This is a genomic window from Pseudobutyrivibrio ruminis HUN009, from assembly GCF_000703005.1.
Classification (GTDB): Bacteria; Bacillota; Clostridia; order Lachnospirales; family Lachnospiraceae; genus Pseudobutyrivibrio; species Pseudobutyrivibrio ruminis_A.
Genome location: NZ_JNLH01000001.1, coordinates 747,569 through 765,280 on the forward strand (window position 1 = coordinate 747,569; position 17,712 = coordinate 765,280).

A 17,712-nucleotide genomic window follows, 5' to 3' on the forward strand; every position below is an offset into this window, starting at 1 on the left:
ACAACGGACGCACGAAAAGCCCATTCCCTCAGGCGGCGGGCATAGTGCGGCGGCCTGAGAGCATATCTACGATGATCTAATTCAATTTAAAGTATTAATGGGATTTCGGGTTCGATACGTGAACCCACAATTAGATTGTTATATGAAAACAAATCTTTCAAAACTCGTTTGATACTATACCTGCTGAAATCAAACTTGTCAACCAATATAGCCAATAATCACCAACAACTAGAATCAGGCCTATTTCCCCCACTCATTCCAATTAGACACTCACTACATTCCATAATACAAAAAACCCTCCGCAGCGCCGAAGCGCCGCGAAGGGTTCCAAATCTATTCAACTCACTCGGCCTGAAACCAGACCTAAGCCAGCCTATATTCCAAAGCTTTACGCATTCTGAATCTTTCCTGTGTAAAGCTGGTAGTACTTACCGCCTTCCTGGATAAGTTCTTCATGGTTACCGCGCTCGATGATGCGTCCCTGGTCGAGAACCATGATGCAATCAGAGTTGCGGATAGTTGAAAGACGATGGGCGATAACAAATGTTGTACGGCCGTGCATAAGCTTGTCCATACCGTCCTGTACGATTTTCTCTGTACGAGTATCGATAGATGATGTAGCCTCGTCGAGAATAAGTACTGGTGGATCTGCGATTGCTGCGCGTGCGATTGCAAGAAGCTGGCGCTGGCCCTGTGAAAGGTTGCCGCCGTCGCCCTTGATTACTGTGTCATAGCCCTGTGGCAATCTGCGGATAAATCCGTCAGCGTTTGCAAGCTTTGCTGCTGCAATAACTTCCTCATCAGTAGCGTCAAGCTTACCGTAGCGGATGTTGTCAGCAATTGTGCCTGTAAACAAATGTGTATCCTGAAGTACGATACCAAGTGAGCGGCGAAGGTCCGCTTTCTTAATCTTGTTGATGTTGATTCCGTCGTAACGAATCTTTCCGTCAGCGATATCGTAGAATCTGTTAATAAGGTTTGTAATAGTTGTCTTTCCGGCACCAGTCGCACCAACAAAGGCAATCTTCTGGCCTGGTGTAGCGAAAAGCTTGATGTTGTGAAGGACAACCTTGTCTGGATTGTAGGCGAAGTCTACGTCATCAAAGACGATATCGCCTTCAAGCTTCTGATAAGTTGTTGTGCCTTCTGCCTTGTGGAAGTGCTTCCAAGCCCACATTCCTGTACGCTCTTCACACTCAACAATTTCGCCATTTTCCTCTCTGGCGTTAACAAGCATTACATAGCCATCGTCGGTCTCTGGTACCTGGTCGATAAGTTCGAATACACGCTCAGCGCCGGCCATAGCAAGAACGATTGACTGGAACTGCTGTGATACCTGCTGGATTGGCATGATAAATGAACGAGTAAACTGAAGGAATGAAACAAGCGCTCCAAGTGTAAGTCCTGTCCAGCCGTTTAGGGCAAGTGTTCCACCAACAACTGCGCAGATAACGTAGTTTACATTACCAAGCTGCATATTTACTGGTCCTAAACAGTTTGCAAGTCTGTTTGCACGATAAGCATTGTTGTAAAGTTCCTCGTTAAGTCCGTTGAACTTCTCCATTACTTCTTCTTCGTGGCAGAATACCTTAACGACCTTCTGGCCGTTCATGATTTCCTCGATGTTTCCGTTTACTGCACCGAGGGCCTGCTGCTGCTTGCGGAAGTATCTTCCGGATGTGCCAGCGAGTGTCTTTGTAACTAGTGAGATGATGATAATCATTGCGATTGTCACACCTGTAAGGGTTGGTGACATCATAAGCATGTATACAAATACTGTAACGATTGTGATTGCACTGTTGAACATCTGTGGGAAGCTCTGTGAAATCATCTGGCGAAGTGTATCAATATCGTTTGTGTAAACAGACATGATATCGCCGTGTGCGTGTGTATCGAAATAGCGGATTGGTAAATCCTCCATCTTCTCAAACATCTCGTTTCTCAAGTCTCTAAGTGAGCCCTGGGCTACGAAAATCATAATAAAGTTGTATGAGAACATTGCGATGATACCTACTGCATAGTAGACAATCAAAGTCTTGATAGCATCTGCAAGTGGTCCAAAATCTGTGCTGCCAGTCTGTATCATTGGTAGAATGTATGAATCTATCAGCTCCTGCATGAAGGCTGTTCCTTTTGCATTGCAGATTACTGAGAGGAAGATGCAGATAATTACAAGTACAAGCTGTGCTGGATATCTGCTTCCTACATATTTAACAAGTCGGCCGAGAACTCCTCGTCTTGCGGCCTTCTGTTCTTTTGTCAGTTTAGGAATTGATCCTGGTTGTGGTCCTCTAGCCATTAGTCCTCGCCTCCTTCCTGAGTCTTGTCGAAGTCGCCGCTACCGGCTCCTGTCTGCTGCTCATAGATTTCCTTATAAATCTCATTTCTAGCCATCAACTCTTCGTGTGTACCGAAGTCGTTGACCTTACCATCATCCATAACGATGATTCTGTCAGCATCCATAACAGATGAGATACGCTGTGCAATGATAAGCTTTGTTGTGCCAGGGATTTCCTCACGGAAAGCACGACGAATGCTTGCATCTGTAGCTGTATCTACTGCTGATGTAGAGTCATCAAGGATAAGTATCTTTGGCTTCTTAAGAAGAGCTCTTGCAATACAAAGTCTCTGGCGCTGTCCACCGGAAACGTTGGTACCGCCCTGCTCAATGTGTGTGTTGTAGCCATCTGGGAACTTTTCTATGAATTCGTCTGCGCATGCAAGCTTTGCTGCGCGCTTTACTTCCTCGTCTGTTGCGTCTTTATCGCCCCAACGAAGATTCTCAGCGATTGTTCCAGAGAAAAGTACGTTGTTCTGGAGCACTACTGCTACCTGATTACGAATAGCTTCAACATCATAGTCCTTAACGTTAATTCCACCGACGAGCACTTCACCCTCATCTACATCATAAAGACGTGAGATCATTGAAACGAGAGTAGTCTTTGCTGAACCTGTTCCACCAAGCACACCGATTGTCTCGCCAGAATTAATCTGAAGATTGATGTGGTCAAGAACTGGACGCTCTGCTGTCTTGTTGTATCCGAAGACAACATTCTTAAACTGGATTGATCCATCAGGTACTTCGTAGATTGGATTCTCACCATTTGTGATTGTTGTCTTTTCTTCAAGCACTTCATAAATACGCTTCATGCTGGCAACTGACATAGTTACCATGATGAAAATCATAGCGAAGAACATCAATGACATAAGGATATTCATGCAATATGAGAATAATGAAACAAGCTCACCAGTTGTAAGTGTTCCCTCAATTACAATTTCATGGGCTCCAAACCAGCTGATAAGGATGATACATACATAAATAACTGCACTCATCATTGGCATCGTGAATGCAATCATCTTTTCAGCAGATGTAGCTGCCTTATAGATTCCCTGGCTGCCGTTTATAAACTTTGTCTTTTCAAATGCCTCACGTACATAAGCCTTTACAACTCTGATTCCTGTGACATTTTCCTGTACAGATGCGTTCAAATCATCGTACTTTCTCATAAGGATTTCAAATAGTGGTCTTGTTTTGATAAGTACGAATGTCATGAATGCAAGAATGATGACCATGGCAACAAAGAAGTTTGATGCAATACGTACGTTGATTCTAAATGAAAGAACCATAGCAACAATAACTGTAACTGGTGCTCTGAATCCCATTCTAAGAACCATGATAAACGCGTTTTGTACGTTTGTTACGTCTGTTGTAAGACGTGTAACAAGTCCTGCTGTTGAGAACTTATCAATATTTTCAAACGAGAAGGTCTGAATATTTTCAAACATCTTCTTTCTGAGGTTTTTAGCTAAGCCGGCAGAAGCCTTACTTCCGTAAACAGCTCCCATTACGCCGCCAAACAAACCTACGACTGCGCAAATAAGCATGTATCCGCCGATTCGGTAAATCTCGCTCATGTTGCCCGCTTCAACACCTTTGTCTACTAAGTCTGCTACAAGAAGTGGAATTATCATTTCCATTGCTACTTCAAGAATCATAAAAATAGGAGTAACTAATGCTGCTGCGGTGTATTCTTTTGTTTCCTGTAATAATCTCTTTACCAAGATTAATCCTCCTTCTTTAATTCTACGTATGATTTGTATTCCCTAGCATTTTGCTGCATCTTTTCAAGGACACGAATCACAGTGGCGATTTCTTCTTCAGAGATATCCTTTGTGACGTATTCTTCAACCTCAAGGATTTGGCTCTCTATAAGATGATTGAATTCCATACCCTTTTCTGTAACAATGATTTGCTTTTTGCGGCCGTCGCCATCCACTGGTACCTTCGCAATCAAATCGTCTCTTTCAAGAGTCTGAATCATATCTGCCAATGTAGATTTAGGAAAATGGAAAATCTTTTCCAAATCTTTTTGGAAAATTGGCTCTTTCTGCCTTACGAAATAACCAATAAGCCATCCGTTCTTTGTTGTGCAAAGATCCATTTTGTTGTCGCAGGCGCCTCTGTTAATAGCGTCCTTAACTTCGCGACCTATGCTTCCGCACAAAAAACCTATATGTGTCTTATTGTCAAATTCTTTTGAACACATTTCTTCTCCTTTCCTCTATAATTTCTTTCTTTAATTTGCTTTGGGAATGTCCGACTTCGGAATGTTCGGTTCCGGACAATTCGGTTTCGGACAATTTGCATTATACACTCCAAATTGTGTCCAAGCAACAAAAAAAATATTAAAATTCTATTAAAAAGTCCACGAGCGACCTCATCCGTGGTATAGTAGACAATAGACATAATGATAGGACTTGAATAGGGGAGTACATAATCGTTAGAGAATGGATTTATTGCTTAATCCGCCTTAGGGAAGTAATTAATAAGAAAAGGAGTATAACATGAGAGAACGAAGCAAAGATTTACGTGTAAGAAGAACTCTTACCGCAATTAGAAAGTCATTTAATGAACTCGTACTAGCACGTGACTATCGCGAAATCTCTATCACTGATCTTACAGAAAGAGCTGGAATCAACAGAAAGACATTTTATCTTCACTATACATCTTTGGATGATTTGATTGATGAAATCGAGGAAGAGGTTTCTTCAGACTTATTAGAGCACATTGGAAAATATGCATTAGATATGGATCTTAGTGGATGTATCACATACTTCTACAAGTATCTTGAGTCTTGCAGCAAGGTTCAGAAGAAGCTTATGTGCGACGAGTCATATTCATTCTTCTACAATGCAGTTGTAGATAAGGTTTTGAACAGTGAAGAATTTTCTAAGTTCTTCAACCAGACTGAGCATCCTTCAATTGTACGTTCATACACAAAGGCAATCACATCTATCTACAAGGATTGGTTGGCTAGTGGCCGCGACGTAGAGTTTAAGACACTTACAGATGTTGCAAGTGTGCTTGTTGGCAAGGGATACGCTGGCGTTATTAAAAAGTAAATATGAATTATTAAAGGCAGGTCTTAAAATGACCTGCCTTTTTGTTTGCCTTATTTCTTAATTAAAGAATAAGCTTCATTGCGCCGTAGATACCAGCGTCATTTCCAAGTGATGCGAGAACAATTTTTGTGCTCTTGCAGCCGTGGAATGCGATTTGATTGAATCTGTATTCTACTTCATCAACAAGATACTGACCAGCCTTTGAAACGCCGCCGCCAATAACGAATGCTTCTGGGTTTACAACACAAGAGATTACCTGAAGGCCCTGTGCCAAGTACTCGCAAGCGCGTCTTGCGATTTCTTTTGCAACTACATCACCCTTCTTTGCTTCATCGAAAACAGCCTTTGCATCGAGTGTTTCTACGTCTCTAAGGCTACTTGCATCATCGTTCTGAGCAAGGCGAATCTTTGCAAGACGAGCGATACCTGTTGCTGAGCAATACTGCTCAAGACATCCGTGATTTCCACAACCACATGTGTTTTCCTCTGTGTAGTTTACTCTGATGTGACCGATTTCTCCTGCTGCACCTGCTGCACCGCTGATGATATCGTCGTTGATGATAACACCACCACCAACACCAGTACCAAGAGTAACCATAACTGAGCTTGAATATTCCTTTGCAGCTCCCATCCAAGCTTCGCCAAGTGCTGCAACGTTTGCATCGTTACCAGCCTTAACCTTGAGACCGCCAAGGCACTCAGAGAATTCCTTCTCTACGTTGAAAACGCCCCATCCAAGATTTACACAACGGTTTACAACACCGTCATCTGATACAGGTCCAGGAATTCCAATACCTACGCCTGCTACATCGTCAGCAGCAATATTCTTTTCATCCATCTTCTTAACAACTGTCTGTGCAAGATTCTTAAGGATGTTTACACCGCCGTTTGATGTATCTGTAGGAACTTCCCACTTTTCAATTAGCTCACCCTCTGCTGTGAATAAGCCGCACTTACATGTTGTTCCCCCCAGATCCAATCCAAATCCATACTTTGCCATTTTTTTCAAAATCCTCCATATTACTTCTATTCAACCTGATCCTCCACTTCTTCAGTGGTGGTTGTTATCTCTATATCTGTGGCGCCATCTGGTATTGCGCCCTCTGGAACTTCTGCTCCATCATAAGTTTCAGTAATAATCCTATATGTATTAGGCTCCTGAGGCTCTTCCCCAGGATTTTCCTCGTCAAAGACGCCATATGGCTCCTCTTCTGATTCGCCCTCTTCCTCAGTTTCCACTTCATCCTGCTGCTCTTCTGTGCCGATGTATTCAACTGGCTTTTTGAATTCCGCAGGAAGTAATCCTTCGTGAATAGTGTTCATGTATTCTTCCCAGATTTTAGCTGGGTAAGATGAACCCGTCAAGCCCGCTATTTTCTTAGGCTGATCTGAACCAACCCATATGCTTGTGGTGTAATATCTGGTGTACCCAACAAACCAGCCATCACGGTTATTATTTGTTGTACCAGTTTTTCCTGCTGCTGGCATTTCGCCAAGGTCAATACCTCTTGCAGTGCCCTCGGCCACTACCGATTGTAGCATATCTGTCATGGTTCTGGCAGCATTTTCTTCGTAAACTTGCACCTGTTCTTCTTCGGCTTCGTAAAGGACCTCTCCCTCAGAATCGGTGATTTGCAAAATGCAATCTGGCTCACGCATGTAACCATCGTTTTGGATGGTTGCGTATCCTTTAGCCATCTCAAGTGGACTGACGCCAACTGTAAGGCCTCCGAGGCATGCTGCCATGCCATAGTCGTCCTTCTCTATGTGTGAAAATCCCATATTCTTTAGATACTGAATACCTTTTTGTGGTGTCACTTCTGAATAAAGCTGCCATGCAACTGTGTTTTTGGACTGTGCCACTGCCTGCCGCAATGTGATTTCTCCAGAATAGGTGCCTGTGGCATTATCTGGGCCACCCTCCTGCTTCACATCCATCACCTTGCTGTCTGGAGTGTAGCCCATTTCGATGGCTGGTGTGTATACAATAAGCGGCTTGATTGAGCTGCCTGGCTGGCGAAAGCTTTGGTAAGCTCTGTTTAATGTGTAGCCTGTCACATCCTGGCTACGTCCACCGACAATTGCTTTTGTCATGCCTGTCTCGTTGTCGATGCACACTCCTGCGGATTGTACTGTGTAGATTCCATCTTCGTTAACATCTGTGAAATCTTCCAAATGGGAATCTATGGCCGTTTGAAGCTCATTTTGCATTGTCAAATCTATGGATGTGTAAATTCGATAGCCTGACGTGAACAATGTGGTGTTCCAATGATTGTAAGCTTCGTCGTATGCTCTGTTGTAGGCTTCCTCGTCTTCATCCGAGTCAAACTCAGTCTTGAACTCGAAGCCATTCGCCTTCATCAATGCCCTTGTTGCACAGTAATAGGCGTAGGTTTCAACATAATTATTCTTTATGCTATCTGGCCTTGTCAGCACAATATTTTCGTTCACTGCCGACGTGTAAGTTGCTTCGCTAATCACCTTATCCTTCAGCATGGACGACAATATAGTATTTCGTCTGGTGATTGTGTTTTCTGGATTTACCACTGGGTCGTAGTAGGTTGGGCTGTTCGGGATGGCAAGTAGATAGCACACTTCCGATAGGCTCAGCTCTGATATGTCTTTGCTGAAATAGCCCTTGGCTGCCGCCTCGATGCCATAATATCCGTTGGCGAAATATACATTATTTAAATAGAACTCTAATATCTGTTCCTTGGAATACTTCTTTTCCAGCTCCGATGCGATATATATCTCTTCCACCTTACGCTGCCAAGTCTTTTCATTGCTGAGGAAGATTGTTCTGGCAAGCTGCTGGGTGATGGTACTTCCACCCTGGGTGATTTCCTTATCCTTTAGCATTGTGTAAAGAGCTCTAGCGATTCCCTTATAATCAATACCGTTGTGCTCGAAGAACTTTTTATCCTCGATGGAAACAAGGGCATTCACTGCATTCTGTGGAATCTGGTCGTAGGTGATATAGTAAACATCTTTCTCTCCCTTCAGCACAGAAATTGTGTTGCCATTTGCATCGTATACTTCACTGGTTTCTATCTGTCTAAATGTATCTTCCGTGGATTTTTTTACAAGAGAAGTAGCCTCTGATTTTAACTCAGAGACCTGGGCTGCGTAGCCGCTGGCATAGTAATATGTGACAGCTGAAACCAACAGCAATAGCAGTACTATTTGAAGTTTGATTAGTCGAAAGATTTTCTTGTTATTGGCCTTCATTCGCGGACCGCCTTGTTTTGATATAAATATATTACCATAATGTCATTTCTTTGACATTTTAACCTTTATAAATTGATTAATTATTTTGTATCTCTTGTATTAAAAACCTCATACATTTATCATTAGTGTAGATTCTTGCTGATAATTTCCTTTTTCTATCAGCAAGAAGTCAAAGTTAATTTTATAGGGAGGTTTTTATCGTGGAAAAAGAAAAAATTGGCGTTACTAAAAACGGCGAAGATATGATTGCATATACTCTTATTAATAAGAATGGTATGCAGGCAAAAATCATGAATTTTGGTTGTAACCTTTTAGAGCTTTGGGTTCCAGATAAGGAAGGAATTCTTACAGATGTAGTTTTAGGATATGACAATATTGAGGATTATTTTGAGAATTCACCTGGATTTGGATGTTGCATCTGCCCTAATGGCAACCGTATCGGCGATTCAAAATTTACTTTAAATGGTGTTGAGTACAAGCTCGATGCCAACGATGGCAAGAACAATCTTCATTCAGGCTTCCATCCAATGCACAAGCGTATTTGGAATGTAGAGTCTGTTGATGACAGCCATATCACATTCACTTGCCACAAGGCTGATGGTGAGTGCGGATTCCCTGGAGAAATGGATATCACTATCACATATACTCTTGGCGATGACAACTCATTAAAGCTTGAATATTCTGGGGTTTCAGATTTTGATACAATCTTCAACCCAACTAACCACAGCTATTTCAATTTGAACGGACATGACTCAGGTTCTGTTATGGATCACATCGTTTGGATTGATGCTGACAGATATACTCACACTGATTCAGAGTCTATTCCTCACGGAGAATGCCGAGAAGTAAAGGGAACTCCAATGGATTTCACTACCCCTAAGGCTCTCAAGCAGGATACAGATGCTGACTACGATCAGCTCAACTGGGCAGGCGGTTTCGACCACAATTACTGCCTCAATAATCCATCTCTTACCAAGCCAAGTTGCACACTTGAAGATCCTGCAAGCGGAAGAAAGATGGAAGTTTACACTGATTTACCTGGCATACAGCTTTACGCTGGTAACTACCTTGATGACAGCCACATCGGCAAGGGAGATTGCCCTTATGGCAAGCGCTTCGGAGTATGCTTCGAGTCTCAGTACTTCCCAAATGCAATAAACGTACCTACATTTGAGCAGCCAATCGCCAAAGCAGGCCAGAAGGCTCACTCAACTACAATTTATAAATTTATCTAGACTATGAAAGCAGCTATCCTAGTTTTACAAGCTCCCGTAGGGCACCCTCCATACCTTCGCATGGGAACCCTCCCGCCGGCGTAGGTCCTTCCCATGCTCGGCATGGTATCCCCTACTCGCGCTTATCTATACTAAGTTAGCTGCTTTTTTGTTTTTTATATTTACTTGTGTTGAATTACCTTGCTGGCACCATATTCTAGAGGAAGTGAGCGCGAAGCTCTTCTGCAGAAATTGGTGAAAGGTAAGCTGGTGCGATGTCGAAGACTGTCTTAGCACCTGTAGCGCCTTCCTTGTTCATGCGAGAAATTGCTCTTGCGTATGCTGTAAGTACTGCACCTGTAAACTCAGGATTTGAATCGAGATTTAAGCTGTATTCGATGACGTGCTTGTTGCCATCAAATCCTGTCTCGCCTGTGTAGATAACGCTTCCGCCGTGTGGCAAACCACTGTGGTTCTTCTTTAACTCTTCCTCTGAGATAAAGTTTACTGTTGTGTCATAATCTGAGAAGTAGTTAGGCATTTCTTTGATTTCCTTCTCGATACGAGCCTTATCAGCACCCTCTTCAACAACTACGAAGCATTCTCTTGTGTGCTTTTCTCTAGTTGTAAGCTCTGGATTCTCGCCACTTCTAACTCTTTCAAGAGCCTCTGGAACTGGTACTGTGTACTGTCTAGCATCAACAACACCCTCGATACGTCGAATTGCATCTGAATGTCCCTGGCTAACGCCCTTGCCCCAGAATGTGTAAGCCTGTCCCTTTGGAAGGATTGATGTTGCATAAAGACGATTCAATGAGAACATTCCTGGATCCCATCCGCATGAAATAAGACCAAGCTTTCCAGCTTCCTTTGAAGCCTTATCTACATTTGCAAAATGCTCTGGAATTCTTGCATGTGTATCAAATGAATCAATTACATTGTAGAGCTTTGCGTACTTTGGTGTCATTTCTGGTAAATCTGTAGCACTACCTCCGCAAATAACAAGTACATCTATATCTTCTTTTCCTGTATCCAAATCTGCAGTAGATTTAACAGGTGCGTTAGACTTTACTGTAACTGTACTTGGATCTCTTCTAGTATAAATAGCTACAAGCTCCATGTCTTCGCTAAGAGTAACAGCAGCTTCTACACCACGTCCAAGATTTCCGTATCCTAAAATACCAACTTTAATCATGTCATACCTCCATTATTCTTTTTAATCTTTTGTAATTTTAAAACAAGGATTAGTTGTATGCAACTGTTTAGATTAAAAAAGAGGCCACCCTTTCGGATAGCCTCCCTACAAAATCTTTTATTAGCTTAATCTTCTAGCTCCATCACCGATGTCTACTACGTAGAACTCAGCATCTAAGTCATACTTTTCTTTGTATGCCTTACCTACTGTCTCCTTGAAGTTTTCAACAGCCTCGTCCTTTACGATAGCAACTGTGCAGCCTCCGAATCCGCCTCCTGTGATGCGAGCGCCGATTACGCCTGGAACGCTCCATTCTGTCTCTACAAGGAAATCAACCTCCTCGCATGATACTTCGTAATCATCGCGAAGTGATACGTGGCTGGCATTCATAAGCTTACCAAATGTTTCGATGTCGTTTTTGTTAAGAGCTTCTACAGCCTTTATTGTACGCTGATTCTCTGCTACGGCATGCTTTGCACGACGATAGTTTACTTCGTCCTTGATTGCTGAGCCGTACTTTTCGAATTCTTCGTCTGTAAGATCTCCAAGTGTGCTGATGCCACATACTGTCTGAAGATCAGCAAGAGCCTGAGCGCTTTCGTTACGTCTGTCGTTGTATGCGCTATCTACAAGTGAGTGCTTAACCTTTGAATTTGTGATTACAATCTTTGCTCCGTCCAATTTTACGCTGGCATATTTATAGGATAAATCTGCACAGTCAAGGAAAATGGCGTGGTCTTTTTTACCCATTGCAACCGCAAATTGGTCCATTATACCGCAATTGCATCCATTGAAATTGTTCTCAGAGTACTGTCCAATGAGGGCTAACTCTGTCATTGTCTTGTCGATACCGAATAAATCAGTGATTACTGTGCCTGTAAGGACCTCAAGTGATGCTGATGATGAAAGGCCGGAACCATTGGGAATATTACCCCAAACACACATTTCAAATCCTGATTTAATTTCCGAACCCTTCTCAATCATAGCCCAAACTACGCCAAGTGGATAGTTTGCCCAATGATATGCATCCTTATTTGTAAGGTCATCAAGTGAGCTTTCGATAACTCCTACCTGCTCGATGTTTGCTGAGTAAAGCTTGATAGCTCTATCTTCACGCTTTCTTGCAACTGCATATGTGCCGATTGTTAGGGCACATGGGAATACGTGGCCACCGTTGTAATCAGTGTGCTCTCCTATAAGATTTACACGGCCTGGTGCAAAGTATGTGCGAATATCGCCACCCTGGCCGAACTTTTCCTCAAAAATTACTTTTAACTCCTGCTCGTTCATTACATTACTCCTTTAATTCTAACGATAAATGTCTCTCTTATTGTATTTCTCCATTGCTGTAAGCAATTTGTCTGAAGGATTGAATATTACTTTAAAATCGTTGCCTTTTGCCTCGCTATGAGCCACTAAGATGTAATCTTTTACTTCTTCATCGTGTGCTGAACAATCATATGTCTTAAGCTGAACATGGTCAAACTTAAGAGATTCGTTTGTTCCAACAGCTGCAACCATCTTTATCTCGCTAGACTCGATAGTAACAACCTTTTTTCTCTTCTCATTGTTAATGATTTTAGCAATTTCAAGGCTACCGTTTGTGTAGTCATATTCATACTCGATATTTTTGTTCGAATATAAGATTATCGTAAATATACCCATAATAATGAGCAAAATCGCCATAATAAGTGTTAAAATCCCTCTTGAATAGCCAACAGTACCAATCAACAAGCAGAATGTTGCTACAGCAGCACATGTTTTTTTTGTTTTGTCCTGGGCTGTTTCTATAACCTTTACTGCCTCTTCTACGAATGTGTCGTTTGATTCAAACATTATCCTACCTCCTAAATAAAAAGATCCGGCCACGTGTGTAGCCGAATCTAATTATACCTTATATACCCCTGAAACTAAAGCAAATCTCCATGTCTTTAGCATTATCTAGCATGAATTCTGGATGTGTTTTTGCGCCCCAGGTATCATCTCCAGCAACACCCATTTGCTTGCCTATTCTCACATGTGTGAAATGAACTGGTGGAAGCTCTGTTGGATGCATTGCTTCGTCGATTTCGTGCACCGTGTAAGGAAGGGCCGAGAATCCATTATTCTTTGTAAGGAAGAGGACTCCGTCACCGCGATTATCTGTCAGCTTTGCATACCTTGTATCCTGATGATTACCGCATTCCTGTGGCACTAAGTATTTAGCCATGTTATCAGCTACCTTATTTCTAAATACTCCCAGCTTGCCATGGTCACGGTCGTTGTATGTCTCCTCCGGACCTTTGCCGTACCATTCCAGGTTTTCAAGCTGGCTATCAAGTGCAAATGTCATTGAAAGCTCTGGAAGCTCGCCTATTTCCGCTGATGCAGGAAGCTTCAAGGTGCACTCAACAAGTCCATCTGCATATACCACATACTCAACCTGACATGTTCCTGCAGGCTTTGTCGCCAAATGATATGTATAAGTTACTTTCACTCGCTCATCTGTGGCATCCACCTGTGGGAACTCGTTGATTCCCTGATCCATAACTGATGTTGATATGTATTTGCTTGCTAATTTCCACTGTGACGCTCTAAATGGCAGTTGGTTCGCCAAATCGTTTTCTGTCATTGGACGCCAGAAGTTTGGCATCACTATGCGCTTTAACAGCTCCTTGCCATGATATTTGTATGAGCTAAGGCCCTTCTGTCCTACGAATAGCACCTCAAAATCGTCTCCCTTTACGCCCAGGTTATGGAATCCCTGAGTAACCTTAAGCTGCTGCTTTGGTCCTCTTTCGAAGGTGAATCGGCCAACTGTTGTCTGGCCATATGCCACTTCGTGGCCTGCCTTTGCCCACATTGTATCTTCTGTAAGGACAAATGAAAGTGTTACTACATACTCGTCATCCCTTGGTAAATCAAGCTCTAGCGCATATTCTGTAGTCTCAAGTGGAGGGCAATCGATTACTAGCTCCTCCTCGGCAATTAAATCGCCAAGCTTTTCTACTGTAAGAATGGCTGTGTACTCGTTTGTGTTTGTAAACAGATTTCTGTTTTCAATGATGGCTTTGCCGTCTTCAAAGGTTATCTTTATATTCGAATAATCGAATTTAACCTCCTGCATCTTTGGGCTAGGCTCTCTGTCCTTGCTGTAGCAGATGCCGTCCCCTGAGAAGCTGCCATCGTTTGGTCTATCGTCGAAATCTCCGCCGTAGCCTTCAAATTCAACACCATTTACATCTCTCTTGGTGATAGCCTGGTCGATGTAATCCCAGATAAATCCGCCCTGGAACAGTGGCTCCTCGTAGGCGTACTCTGTGTACTTGCTCATGGCGCCACAGCTATTTCCCATGGCATGCATGTACTCGCAGTTGATGTAAGGCTTCTCTCTATGCTCTGAAAGCCATTTCTTAATATCTTTTACATAGACATACATTGTAGATTCAACATCTGATAAATCTACTCTTCTATCATTGAAAACACCCTCGTAATGTACAAGACGTGTATTGTCCCATTCATGGAACTTGTCCTGCATCTTTCTAAGGTTTGTTCCGCCGTAGCTTTCGTTTCCAAGTGACCAAATCAGGACACATGGATGGTTCTTATCACGCTCAAACATGTTGTGAGCGCGGTCTATAACGTTGTCTGTGTATTCTGGTCTATCTCCCGGAACAGCGTAGCTATCATCCCTCATCTTCAGGATTTGGATAGGTGTCTGCCATGTTCCGTGTGTCTCTAAGTTCGTTTCATCAATAACGTACAATCCAAAGATATCGCACAATCTGTAGAAGAATGTCTGGTTTGGATAATGACTTGTACGGATTGCATTGATGTTGTTTTGCTTAATTGTGATGATGTCCTTTAGGATATCTTCCTCTGATAGTGCACGTCCTGTTGACGATGAAAATTCGTGTCGGTTAACACCCTTGAATACGATGCGCTTTCCATTGATGTGCATCATATGGTCCTTCATCTCGAATTTTCTAAAGCCAACCTTTTCCTTTACTACCTCTGAAAGTCTGCCTGTTGGGCCGAATACATTCAGCTGTAAATCGAAAAGATAAGGATGTTCTGCACTCCACAGCTTTGGCTCCCTCACGTGAATTTCCATGTGATTCTTGCCATTTTCTACTGCCATTTTGTTCAGCACATCTGCATCATCATCAGAAAGAGTCATCTGAACAAGTCCCTCTCCAACAACATCCATATCAATTACAAGAGTAGCATCTTTATAATCATCATCTAGAAGGGTTTGGATACGGATGTCGCGAATGTGTGTCTCCGGAACTGTATACAGATAAACCTCTCTGAAAATGCCTGAAAATCTGAAGAAATCCTGGTCCTCGCACCAGCTGCCAGCTGTCCATTTGAACACCTGAACTGCCAGCTTGTTCTCTCCCTCTCTGATGAAAGGTGTCAAATCGAACTCGCTTGGAGTAAAGGAATCTTCGCTATAACCAACATACTGGCCGTTAAGCCAGAGAGCAAATCCACTTTCTACACCCTGAAATGAGATGTAAACTGGACCTTTTTTCATGAATTCTGGAACTGTAAAATACTTGACGTAATTACCAACTGGATTCTCCTCCGTTGGTATTTCGCCAGGCTCTACGGCCTCGTGACCATCCCATGGATACTGAGTGTTCACGTACATGATTTTATCGTAGCCTTCCAGTTGGATATGGGCTGGGACTTTAATATCGTCCCATCCCTTGCAATCTCTGCCGTCCTCATAGAAGTTCTTGTCGCAACACTCATAATTCTTGGCAAATTCGAATTTCCAAGTGCCATTTAAAGAGTACTTGAAATTAGATTTTTCACCGTATGCATAAGCTTCGCTGTCATAAAATTCGTGGTCTGAGTGAGCATCTAATCTATTTTGTTGAAAAACTCTTGGGTCTTTTACAATTTCATAATTGAATTCGTTCATTTTATTTTACCGATCCTGTAATTCCTTCTGCAAACTGCTTCTGAAGTACGAAGAATACGAACATTGTAGGCACTGAGCAGAATAATACGCCAAGCATTGTCATACCGTAATCTACGGTGTAACCACTTGAAATGTTTGCTATGAACATTGGCATTGTCTGAGCACGGTTGTCGCTCATTACTACCTTTGGCCACATATATGCGTTCCATGCATTCATAAATGTGATAACAGCAGCTGCTGCATAGATTGATTTCTGAATTGGAACATACATCTTGAAGAAGATTTTCCATTCAGGAAGTCCATCAATTCTGGCTGCTTCCATGATGTCAGGTGGGAAATTACGAGAATTCTGTCTGAACATCATAATCATAAATGGTGTTGAGATTCCTGGAAGGATGAACGCCCAAACACTATTAAGTAATTTTGCTTTTGAAATAAGTCCGTACAAAGGAACCATTGTTGCAACTGCAGGAACCATCATAGCAAGAAGAAGGATTCCGAAAAGTCTATCCTTTCCCTTGTCGTGATAAAGCTCGAAGCCATAACCTGCGATTGAACATACAAAAAGTGTAAATATAGTCTGCACAATTGAGTAGAAGAATGAGTTGCCCATACTGCTCCAAAGTGTGCCCTGTACAGCTGTTTGTAAATGCTCAAAGTTTACAGCAAGCTGATTACCAAATGCAATTGAACCTCTAGCTACTGCAAGTGATTCATTTGTTGCTGCTGCAATCATCCAATACAATGGGAAAACTGATATTAGCGAGCAGATTATCAAAAAGATGTAAGTAGGTATGAGCCTACGCTGTATCATTGATTTATTTCTCTTTTTAGTCACGTGAATCACCTACTTTCAAACTAATAAACGCTAGAATACCAACCAAAATGAATACGATAAATGACATTGCAGATGTGTATCCTAACTGACCAACACCTTGACCAAATGCCTGGTTGTAAATGTAGTGTGACATTGTGATTGTTGAGTTTGCAGGTCCACCACTAGTCAAGTTCATTGACTCGTCGAAGAGCTGTAATGTACCGTTGATTGACATGATTGCTGTCATAACGATTGTTGGCTTAAGAAGTGGTACTGTAATGTACCAGAATGTCTTCCAACCACTTGCACCATCGATTTTTGCTGCTTCATATACTGAGTATTCAATGTTCTGAAGTCCTGCAAGGTAGAATACCATGTTGTATCCTGTCCATCTCCAAATCAAAGCAATGATGATTACGGCCTTTGCTGTTGCTGGAGTTCCAAGCCAGTTGATGTTCTCGCTGATGATACCAATCTTCATAAGAACTGAATTGATAAGACCCTGTGTTGCAAACATTGACTTGAAAATCAAAGAGTATGAAACCAGTGATGTAGCACATGGTAAAAAGATACATGTTCTGAAAAGTCCCTTGAACTTTAAGTCCTTGTTGTTAAGAAGCTGAGCCAATAGGATGGCAAGCACCAACATGATAGGAACCTGTATTATTAAATAAAAGAATGTATTTTTCATGGATGTCATGAAAATACTATCCTGTAGCATTCGAGTGTAATTGTAAGTAAGTGGGTCTGCAAATGCGATATTTACGCCCTTACCTGTTTTTAATGATGTTATAAAAGCCTTAATAATTGGATAAAAACTCATTATGAAAATGAGTATTGTTGCTGGTGTAAGAAAAATCCAGCCGGCTGCTAATTGCTTATTAGCAAGCGTCATTCCTCTTCTTCTCTTTTCCACGATGTTTCCCTCTTCTTTTTAAAAAAG

At 42.2% G+C, this 17,712-nt stretch carries 13 protein-coding genes; 2 read left to right on the forward strand and 11 right to left on the reverse strand.

Annotation, left to right across the window (positions count from 1 at the left end):
* Positions 1-388 precede the first annotated feature (388 nt).
* Genes BO15_RS0103270 through BO15_RS0103280 form a run of 3 tightly spaced genes read right to left on the reverse strand, consistent with a single transcriptional unit; the run spans position 389 to position 4,547 of the window.
* Positions 389-2,299 carry an ABC transporter ATP-binding protein gene (locus tag BO15_RS0103270; protein WP_033152390.1) on the reverse strand — a complete coding sequence of 637 codons (1,911 nt, stop codon included), beginning with the start codon at positions 2,297-2,299 and terminating at the stop codon, positions 389-391.
* Positions 2,299-4,062 (reverse strand): ABC transporter ATP-binding protein, encoded by a 1,764-nt coding sequence (locus BO15_RS0103275; RefSeq protein WP_033152391.1) that lies wholly within the window; start codon positions 4,060-4,062, stop codon positions 2,299-2,301. Before BO15_RS0103275 ends, BO15_RS0103270 begins: the two co-directional genes overlap by 1 nt.
* A gap of 2 nt (positions 4,063-4,064) precedes the next feature.
* Positions 4,065-4,547: a MarR family winged helix-turn-helix transcriptional regulator gene (locus tag BO15_RS0103280; RefSeq protein ID WP_033152399.1), complete on the reverse strand. Its 483-nt coding sequence runs from the start codon at positions 4,545-4,547 to the stop codon at positions 4,065-4,067.
* 298 nt (positions 4,548-4,845) lie between these two features.
* Between BO15_RS0103280 and BO15_RS13035 the strand changes: the two genes are divergently transcribed.
* Entirely contained in the window at positions 4,846-5,403 is a 558-nt protein-coding gene (locus BO15_RS13035; RefSeq protein ID WP_049960437.1) for a TetR/AcrR family transcriptional regulator, read from the forward strand.
* Between the two features lie 61 nt (positions 5,404-5,464).
* Here BO15_RS13035 and BO15_RS0103290 read toward each other — a convergent pair whose 3' ends face one another.
* Together BO15_RS0103290 and BO15_RS0103295 are read right to left on the reverse strand one after the other, a co-directional pair.
* A complete protein-coding gene (locus BO15_RS0103290; protein WP_033152400.1) occupies positions 5,465-6,403 on the reverse strand; it encodes an ROK family glucokinase in 939 nt (312 codons plus the stop codon).
* Positions 6,404-6,429: 26 nt separating this feature from the next.
* Positions 6,430-8,631 (reverse strand): transglycosylase domain-containing protein, encoded by a 2,202-nt coding sequence (locus BO15_RS0103295; RefSeq protein WP_081828543.1) that lies wholly within the window; start codon positions 8,629-8,631, stop codon positions 6,430-6,432.
* A 200-nt stretch (positions 8,632-8,831) separates the two neighbouring features.
* On the opposite strand from BO15_RS0103295, the gene BO15_RS0103300 reads away from it, so the two are divergent.
* Complete coding sequence (locus tag BO15_RS0103300) at positions 8,832-9,866, forward strand: aldose epimerase family protein (RefSeq protein WP_242843749.1); 1,035 nt, start codon at positions 8,832-8,834, stop codon at positions 9,864-9,866.
* 196 nt (positions 9,867-10,062) lie between these two features.
* Here the strand turns inward: BO15_RS0103300 and BO15_RS0103305 are convergent, their stop codons facing one another.
* From BO15_RS0103305 to BO15_RS0103330, 6 genes are all read right to left on the reverse strand, one after another.
* Entirely contained in the window at positions 10,063-11,040 is a 978-nt protein-coding gene (locus BO15_RS0103305) for a diaminopimelate dehydrogenase (RefSeq protein WP_033152405.1), read from the reverse strand.
* 120 nt (positions 11,041-11,160) lie between these two features.
* On the reverse strand, positions 11,161-12,330 hold the full coding sequence (locus tag BO15_RS0103310; protein ID WP_033152407.1) for a galactokinase: 1,170 nt from the start codon (positions 12,328-12,330) through the stop codon (positions 11,161-11,163).
* A gap of 18 nt (positions 12,331-12,348) precedes the next feature.
* On the reverse strand, positions 12,349-12,876 hold the full coding sequence (locus tag BO15_RS0103315) for a DUF6106 family protein (protein ID WP_033152414.1): 528 nt from the start codon (positions 12,874-12,876) through the stop codon (positions 12,349-12,351).
* A gap of 58 nt (positions 12,877-12,934) precedes the next feature.
* Entirely contained in the window at positions 12,935-15,952 is a 3,018-nt protein-coding gene (locus BO15_RS0103320; RefSeq protein WP_033152416.1) for a glycoside hydrolase family 2 TIM barrel-domain containing protein, read from the reverse strand.
* 1 nt (position 15,953) lies between these two features.
* Positions 15,954-16,766, reverse strand: a complete 813-nt coding sequence (locus BO15_RS0103325; RefSeq protein WP_033152417.1) for a carbohydrate ABC transporter permease — start codon at positions 16,764-16,766, stop codon at positions 15,954-15,956.
* A gap of 16 nt (positions 16,767-16,782) precedes the next feature.
* Entirely contained in the window at positions 16,783-17,664 is an 882-nt protein-coding gene (locus BO15_RS0103330; RefSeq protein ID WP_033154658.1) for a carbohydrate ABC transporter permease, read from the reverse strand.
* Between the last annotated feature and the right edge of the window lie 48 nt (positions 17,665-17,712).

Coding starts and splice junctions, on each gene's coding strand:
- BO15_RS0103330 (WP_033154658.1), bottom strand. CDS start 17,664: ATGACGCTTGCTAATAAGCAATTAGCAGCCGGCTGGATTTTTCTTACA.
- BO15_RS0103320 (WP_033152416.1), bottom strand. CDS start 15,952: ATGAACGAATTCAATTATGAAATTGTAAAAGACCCAAGAGTTTTTCAA.
- BO15_RS0103295 (WP_081828543.1), bottom strand. CDS start 8,631: ATGAAGGCCAATAACAAGAAAATCTTTCGACTAATCAAACTTCAAATA.
- BO15_RS0103325 (WP_033152417.1), bottom strand. CDS start 16,766: ATGATACAGCGTAGGCTCATACCTACTTACATCTTTTTGATAATCTGC.
- BO15_RS0103290 (WP_033152400.1), bottom strand. CDS start 6,403: ATGGCAAAGTATGGATTTGGATTGGATCTGGGGGGAACAACATGTAAG.
- BO15_RS13035 (WP_049960437.1), top strand. CDS start 4,846: ATGAGAGAACGAAGCAAAGATTTACGTGTAAGAAGAACTCTTACCGCA.
- BO15_RS0103280 (WP_033152399.1), bottom strand. CDS start 4,547: ATGTGTTCAAAAGAATTTGACAATAAGACACATATAGGTTTTTTGTGC.
- BO15_RS0103310 (WP_033152407.1), bottom strand. CDS start 12,330: ATGAACGAGCAGGAGTTAAAAGTAATTTTTGAGGAAAAGTTCGGCCAG.
- BO15_RS0103315 (WP_033152414.1), bottom strand. CDS start 12,876: ATGTTTGAATCAAACGACACATTCGTAGAAGAGGCAGTAAAGGTTATA.
- BO15_RS0103305 (WP_033152405.1), bottom strand. CDS start 11,040: ATGATTAAAGTTGGTATTTTAGGATACGGAAATCTTGGACGTGGTGTA.
- BO15_RS0103270 (WP_033152390.1), bottom strand. CDS start 2,299: ATGGCTAGAGGACCACAACCAGGATCAATTCCTAAACTGACAAAAGAA.